Origin of the sequence: Nostocoides sp. (assembly GCF_035343835.1) — a bacterium.
Lineage (GTDB): Bacteria > Actinomycetota > Actinomycetes > Actinomycetales > Dermatophilaceae > Nostocoides_A > Nostocoides_A vanveenii.
In genome coordinates this window covers 1-7053 of the sequence record NZ_DAOQZV010000170.1, presented here as the reverse complement: position 1 = coordinate 7053, position 7053 = coordinate 1, and the positions used below count along the sequence as shown (strand labels likewise).

4 protein-coding genes and 2 pseudogenes are annotated in these 7053 nt (G+C 64.7%); 2 read left to right on the top strand and 4 right to left on the bottom strand.

Features of this window, described 5'->3' with window-relative positions:
• Both PKH97_RS11810 and aqpZ read right to left on the bottom strand, forming a co-directional pair.
• Positions 1–260, bottom strand: a pseudogene (locus PKH97_RS11810) (hypothetical protein); the annotation flags it as partial.
• A 342-nt stretch (positions 261–602) separates the two neighbouring features.
• Positions 603–1374, bottom strand: a pseudogene (aqpZ, locus tag PKH97_RS11805) (aquaporin Z).
• A gap of 276 nt (positions 1375–1650) precedes the next feature.
• Here aqpZ and PKH97_RS11800 point away from each other — a divergent pair.
• Both PKH97_RS11800 and PKH97_RS11795 read left to right on the top strand, forming a co-directional pair.
• A complete protein-coding gene (locus PKH97_RS11800) occupies positions 1651–3375 on the top strand; it encodes a sodium:solute symporter family protein (RefSeq protein WP_324387656.1) in 1725 nt (574 codons plus the stop codon).
• Between the two features lie 28 nt (positions 3376–3403).
• On the top strand, positions 3404–3664 hold the full coding sequence (locus PKH97_RS11795; RefSeq protein ID WP_324387654.1) for a hypothetical protein: 261 nt from the start codon (positions 3404–3406) through the stop codon (positions 3662–3664).
• 100 nt (positions 3665–3764) lie between these two features.
• On the opposite strand, the gene PKH97_RS11790 is transcribed toward PKH97_RS11795, so the two are convergent.
• Both PKH97_RS11790 and PKH97_RS11785 read right to left on the bottom strand, forming a co-directional pair.
• The gene (locus tag PKH97_RS11790; RefSeq protein WP_324387652.1) at positions 3765–5975 is read right to left on the bottom strand and encodes an NADP-dependent isocitrate dehydrogenase; all 2211 of its coding nucleotides are present in this window, start codon (positions 5973–5975) and stop codon (positions 3765–3767) included.
• A 139-nt stretch (positions 5976–6114) separates the two neighbouring features.
• Positions 6115–7053: polysaccharide biosynthesis protein (locus PKH97_RS11785; RefSeq protein WP_324387650.1), on the bottom strand; the 939-nt coding region annotated here is incomplete at its 5' end.

The window sequence follows — 7053 nt, the reverse complement described above, 5'->3', positions numbered from 1 at the left end:
CTGATGGCTTCCCTAGCGCGCCGGGGACCGCAGAGAACGTCGACATCCGTCGAGACGCGGGTCGTCTCGCGCAATCCCTGCGCGACAGCCACCGGGCCCTTGATGAAAAGCCCTCGGATTTCGGCAGAGGTCAACACCCGGTGGACGAGTGCATGAGCGAGCTCGATGGTCGGCCCTTGTGGCCAGGGGTGGTCATTCTGGCCCGCCTTGGCGAACTCCGGTGCTGGACGGATGAGATCCCGCCGCAGCAGTTCCGCCATGAAATCTTCCATGTCGCTGATGACTTCCGGGGGGTTGCGTCGCCGCCGAGCTCTTTCAGTAGCTGACCAAAAGTCATACCGCACGCGAGCCCCTCCCAGACGGCTGCGGGCGAGGACGTCAGTCGCCACGGCAGATCCGTATAGGAGGCGCGCAGCGCGAGCACATGGCCCTCGCCGTCATCGGCCCAGGCGACGTCGGGGCTGATCTGCCAAGGCCCATTCATCGCGCTCACCCGGACATCCTCGCTCTTGGGGGGATCTGCGAGGTCAGGGGGCCCGAACGCCGGAGCGGCCGGTCCCCGAGGCGAACTCGGGTGACCGGCCGGCATACGACACGGGGGATCAGGCAGCCGCGTGCTCGTGCTCCTTGACCTCACCCATGATCGCGGGCTCGTCGGCACCAGTGATCATCTTGTAGGTGGCACCGGCGATCAGCGCGCCGACGATCGGGGCCCCCAGAAGAGCCAGAGCTGCCCGGGGGCACCGTCGCCGTTGAAGAAGGCGACACCAGTCGAACGGGCCGGGTTGACCGAGGTGTTCGAGATCGGGATCGACACCAGGTGGATCAGGGTCAGGCACAAGCCGATGGCCAGCGGGCCGAAGCCGGCCGGTGCGCGACCATCGGTGGAGCCGAGGATGACGTAGACGAAGATCGCCGTGAGAATCGCTTCCGCGAGGAAGACGGCACCCAAGGCGTAGCCGCCGGGGGAGTGCGCGCCATAGCCGTTGGCGGCCATGTGGCCGATCCGGTCGAATCCGTCCTTACCGGAGGCGATGGTCAGCAGTGCCGCACCGGCGACCAGGCCGGCAACGACCTGCGTGCCGATGTAGGCGGGGACGTCCTTCCAGGCGAAGCGCTTGGCCATGGCGACGCCGAGGGTGACGGCGGGATTGAAGTGGCCGCCCGAGACGTGCCCGACGGCATACGCCATCGTCAGAACGGTCAGGCCGAAGGCCAGCGCGACACGGCGAAGCCGATGCCCAACTGGACCGGGGCGGCGTCGGTGCTCAGGAAGTGGGCAGCGAAGATCGCGCTGCCACAGCCGGCGAAGACGAGCCAGAAGGTGCCGAGGAACTCGTCGCCCAGCCGCGCAGGCAGCTTGGGGGTGAGCATGCAAAACTCCGTGATTTCATGGGTACGTGCGGGCCACTGTGCCCGCGAACGGCCGTATGCCGGAGCTTGGGACTCCGCACCGGCTCGCTGCCGGGGAGTGCTCCTCGCGTGTACGGGACGGTTCGGAGCGCACCGGGTGCCCACTGTTGCCCGGGCGTGTCCGCTGCCAACAATGCGTTGTAGATCGTTAGAAAAAGGCAAAGTGTCTCGGTTGCCGTCGCCTGTTGTCCCCAATAGTGTCAGACGGTCCTGGTACCGCGATGAAGGGGTATGCAGATGGTCCAGCAGCTGGTAGCTGCCGACACGCTGATCGATGCCAGCGCTGTCGACTACGTGATTCTCGCGATTTATTTCGTGTTCGTGCTCGGCATCGGTTTCATGGTCAAGCGGAATGTGTCCGATTCCGCGGACTTCTTCCTCTCCGGCCGTTCACTCCCCGCGTGGGTGACAGGTCTGGCGTTCATCTCGGCCAACCTCGGTGCCGTCGAGATCATGGGCATGTCGGCCACCGGCGCCCAGATCGGCCTGCCGACGACCCACTACTTCTGGATCGGCGCCATCCCCGCCATGCTCTTCCTCGGCGTGGTGATGATGCCCTTCTACTACGGGTCCAAGGTCCGCTCGGTGCCCGAGTTCATGCTGCGCCGCTTCGGCAAAGAAGCCCACCTGGTCAATGCGATCTCCTTCGCGGTCGCGCAGCTGCTGATCGCCGGCGTCAATCTCTACCTGCTCGGCTCGATCGTCCACGCGCTCCTGGGCTTGCCGATGTGGCTGACCCTCATCGTCGCCGCCGCGATCGTGCTCTCCTACATCACGCTCGGTGGTCTCTCGGCCGCGATCTACAACGAGGTGCTCCAGTTCTTTGTCATCGTCGCCTCGCTGCTGCCGCTGACCCTGATCGGCCTGCACCGGCTCGGTGGCTGGAGCGGACTGGAGGCGAAGCTCAAGCCGCAGATCGTCGACGGCAAGACGACGACCACCGTCGAGCAGCAACTGCATTCCTGGCCGGGACAGGCGCTCTCCGGTTTCGACTCCTCCTTCTGGTCGGTTATCGGCATCACCTTCGGCCTCGGCTTCGTGCTCTCCTTCGGCTACTGGACGACGAACTTCGTCGAGGTGCAGCGGGCGATGGCGTCGGAGTCGATCACGGCAGCCCGCAAGACGCCGATCATCGGTGCCTTCCCCAAAATGTTCGTCCCCTTCCTGACGATCATCCCGGGCATGATCGCGGCCGTCCTCGTGGCCGAGATCGCCGACCTCAAGGCCGGCGGTGCCCCGGCCGGGGGCGCGTCGGGCGAGGGGGTCACCTACAACGACTCCATCCTGCTGCTGATGCGCGATGTCTTGCCCAATGGCTTGCTCGGGCTTGCGATCACCGGCTTGTTGGCGGCCTTCATGGCCGGCATGGCCGCGAACATCTCGGCCTTCAACACCGTCTTCAGCTACGACCTCTACGGCGACTATCTCGTCAAGGGCAAGCCGGACTCGCACTATCTGCAGGTCGGGCGCCTCGCCACGGTCGCGGCGACCGTTATCGCCATCTTCACCGCGTCGATCGCCGGGTCCTTCTCCAACATCATGGACTACCTCCAGACGCTCTTCGGCTTCTTCAACGCGCCGCTCTTCGCCACCTTCATCCTCGGGATGTTCTGGAAGCGGATGACCCCGACAGCCGGCTGGGTCGGCCTGGTCGGTGGCACGGTCGCCGCGATCTCGCTGTGGTCGGCGTCGAAGTTCGGTGAGGTCTTCACCCTCCCCGGTCAGGGCCTGGCCTTCCTCGCCGCCTCGACGGCCTTCGTGGTCGACATCGTCTTGTCGATCCTGGTGACCATGGTGACCAAGCCCAGACCGGCCTCCGAACTGGTGGGTCTGGTCTACTCCGAGACGCCCAAGGAGATGCGCTCCGACCCGGACGAGCACCTGCTGCCCGTTTGGAAGCGTCCGGTCCCGCTCGCCGGGCTGGCGCTGTTGATGACCATCGTCCTGAACACCATCTTCTGACCCGCAACGAGACCAAGGAGACACACACATGGCTGCTCACAGCGCGGGTGCGATGGACGTCCGCAATGTCATCGGGTCCCTGTTGGCCATCTACGGCGTGATCCTCACGGCGATGGGACTGTTCGGGGACAAGTCGCTCGACAAGACCGGCGACATCAACGCCAATTTGATCGCAGGGATCGCCCTGCTCGTGGTCGGCGGGATCTTCCTCGCCTGGGCGCGACTGAAGCCCATCGTGATCCCGGACGATTACGTCCCCGACCCGGACGCCCGTCCCCACGGTCACTGACCATTCCCGTATGCCCGCAGCCGGGCCACCCATGGGTGGCCCGGCTGCCGCGCGTCCGGGTTATCGGGCCCCGGACACGCCGCCCATCATGGGCTCAGAGTCAGAGGCTGCCGAGAATGTCGTTGAATGTCGACGACGGGCGCATCACGGCGCCGGTCTTGTCGGGGTCCGGCCGATAGTAGCCGCCGATATCGGCGGGGGAGCCCTGGACCGCGAGCAGTTCGTCGTTGATCGTCGCCTCATTGGCGGCGAGCGCGTCGGCGACCGCGGTGAAGGCCGCCGCGAGTTCGGCGTCCTCGGTCTGCCGGGCGAGTTCCTGGGACCAGTACATCGCCAGATAGAAGTGGCTGCCCCGGTTGTCGATCTGCCCGACCCGCCGCGCCGGCGACTTGTTCTCATCGAGGAGGGTCCCGGTCGCCCGGTCCAGCGTATCGGCGAGGATCTCCGCCCGCTTGTTGCCGTCGGTGCGGGCCATGTGGCGGAAGCTCTCCGCGAGCGCGAGGAACTCCCCGAGGCTGTCCCAGCGCAGGTAGTTTTCGGCAACCAGTTGCTGCACGTGCTTGGGAGCCGAACCGCCGGCCCCGGTCTCGAAAAGGCCGCCGCCATTCATCAGCGGCACGACCGAGAGCATCTTGGCGCTCGTGCCCAGCTCGAGAATCGGGAAGAGGTCCGTGTTGTAGTCGCGCAGCACATTGCCGGTCACCGAGATCGTGTTCAGGCCCTGGCGGATGCGTTCGACTGATAGCTTCGCTGCCTCCACCGGGGAGAGGATCCGGATGTCGAGGCCTTCGGTGTCGTGATCGCCGAGATAGGCGTTGACCTTCGCGATCAGATTGCGGTCGTGGGCCCGGCTTTCGTCGAGCCAGAAGACGGCGGGGTCCCCGGTGATCCGGGCCCGGCTGACCGCGAGCTTGACCCAGTCCTGGATCGGCGCGTCCTTGGTCTGGCAGGCCCGCCAGATATCGCCGGCGCTGACTGCGTGCTCCATGAGCACCGCACCGGCGGCGTTGGACACCTTCACGACACCGTCCGCGGCGATCTCGAAGGTCTTGTCGTGGCTGCCGTATTCCTCGGCCTTCTGCGCCATCAACCCGACATTGGGCACCGAGCCCATGGTCGTGGGGTCGAAGGCGCCGTGTGCCTGGCAGTCCGCGATGACGGCCTGATAGACGCCGGCATACGAACTGTCGGGGATGACGGCGAGGGTGTCGGCCTCGGCGCCGTCCGGGCCCCACATGTGACCGGAGGTGCGGATCATCGCCGGCATCGAGGCGTCCACGATGACATCGCTGGGGACGTGGAGATTGGTGATGCCCTTGTCGGAGTTGACCATCGCCAATCGCGGGCCTTCGGCCAGGCCGCGCTCGAAGGCGGCCCTGATCTCCTCGCCCTGCTCGAGATCGCCGAGCCCGGCGAGGACGGCGGCCAGGCCGTTGGTGCCGTTCAATCCGGCGTCCATCAGTATGTCCCCGTATGCCGCGTACACATCGGCGAAGTAGGCGCGCACGACGTGACCGAAGATGATGGGGTCAGATACCTTCATCATCGTCGCCTTGAGGTGGACCGAGAAGAGCACATCCTCGGCTTTGGCCTTGGCGACCTGGTCGGCGAGGAAGGCATCCAGCGCGGCAGCATTGATGAAGGTGCCGTCCACGACCTCACCGGCGAGCACCGGCAGCCTGGCCTTGAGCACGGTCTCGGTGCCATCGGCGGCCACATGAGTGATGGTCAGCGTGTCGTCGGCAGGGAGGACGACGGATTGCTCGTTGGAGCGGAAGTCGTCGACGCCCATGGTCGCGACAGAGGTTTTGCTGTCCGGGCTCCAGGCGCCCATCGAGTGCGGGTGCTTGCGGGCGTAGTTCTTGACCGAGTCGGGGGCTCGCCGATCGGAGTTTCCTTCACGCAGGACCGGGTTGACGGCGCTGCCCTTGACCTTGTCGTAGCGAGCGCGGGCGTCCTTCTCTTGCTCGGTGGCCGGCTCGTCGACATAGTCGGGCAGCGCGATGCCTTGGGCCTGTAGTTCCGCGACCGCCGCCTTCAACTGAGGCACGGAGGCGGAGATGTTGGGCAGTTTGATGATGTTGGCCTCGGGCGTTGTCGCCAGCTCACCGAGCTCGGCGAGGGCGTCGCTCTCGCGCTGCTCCTCGGGCAGCAAGTCGGCGAAGGCTGCCACGATCCGGCCAGCGAGCGAGATGTCGCGCGTCTCGATGTCCACTCCTGCCGTTCCCGAGAAGGCTTCGACAACAGGCAGGAAGGAGTAGGTCGCCAACAACGGCGCCTCGTCGGTCAGGGTGTAGATGATCTTCGCCATGGGGCTACTGACTCCTCGGTCTGCGGACGATCGGTGCGCCGGGGGCACCTGCTCCCCTTCAGGCTACCCAAGTCTGGTTGCTGGGACACAAGCGCGTGGGCTGGGGCCGAGGAGAATCCGACCAGGCAATGTTAGGCGATCACGCACCTAAGTCGTGTCTTAGGCTTTGACGCTTGCTAAGCTCATCCTGGTCGCGCATCCACTGAGCCGCCTGGTCAGGGGAATCAAACTGCCTCGAGCGGATCAATTCAGGCTCGATTGGCGGGACACTCACGTGGGTTACCAGCGGGTGAGCGCTCTGCTTTATGTCGTCGCCGTCTTGAAAGAGCTGCTCACTGAGCTTCTCTCCAGGGCGCAATCCGGTGTAGACGATGTCGATATCCCGGTGCCCGGACAGCTCAATTAGTGTTCGAGCGACGTCCACAATTTTCGCCGGCTGCCCCATGTTTAAAACCATGACGTGCCCATCTGTCCCGATCGCTGCTGATTCAAGGACGAGTTGGCATGCTTCGGGAATCAACATGAAGTAGCGCTCGACATCCGGATGCGTCACCGTCACTGGGCCGCCCCGCTGGATCTGTTGAGTGAAGGCTGTAACCACGGAACCACGGGAGCCGAGGACATTGCCGAAGCGCACAGACACATAGCTGCCGGAGCTATTGGCCGCCATGTGCGCGGTCAAGCGCTCCGTGAGCCGCTTGCTATGACCCAGAATTGATGTGGGGTTTGCGGCCTTGTCGGTCGAGATGTTGACGAAATGCCTGACACCGGTAATGCGGGCAGCATCGAGGACATTTAGAGAACCCAAGACGTTGGTTTTCCAGGCCTCCTCTGGATACCGCTCTAAGAGCGGGAGGTGTTTCAGGGCGGCCGCGTGGAAAACAACCTCTGGGCGCACCCAATTCATCACTTCTTGCACACGGTCGAGGTCACGAATGTCTGCTAGGACGGTGTCTTCGCCGTCGAGCAGAGCCCGCCCGGTCAAGGAGATTTGGGTCGCATGAAGTGCAGACTCATCTCGATCAAGCATGATTAGTCGCTTGGGGCCAAAGCGACTAATCTGACGGCACAGCTCTGA

Coding starts and splice junctions, on each gene's coding strand:
- PKH97_RS11800 (WP_324387656.1), top strand. CDS start 1,651: ATGGTCCAGCAGCTGGTAGCTGCCGACACGCTGATCGATGCCAGCGCT.
- PKH97_RS11795 (WP_324387654.1), top strand. CDS start 3,404: ATGGCTGCTCACAGCGCGGGTGCGATGGACGTCCGCAATGTCATCGGG.
- PKH97_RS11790 (WP_324387652.1), bottom strand. CDS start 5,975: ATGGCGAAGATCATCTACACCCTGACCGACGAGGCGCCGTTGTTGGCG.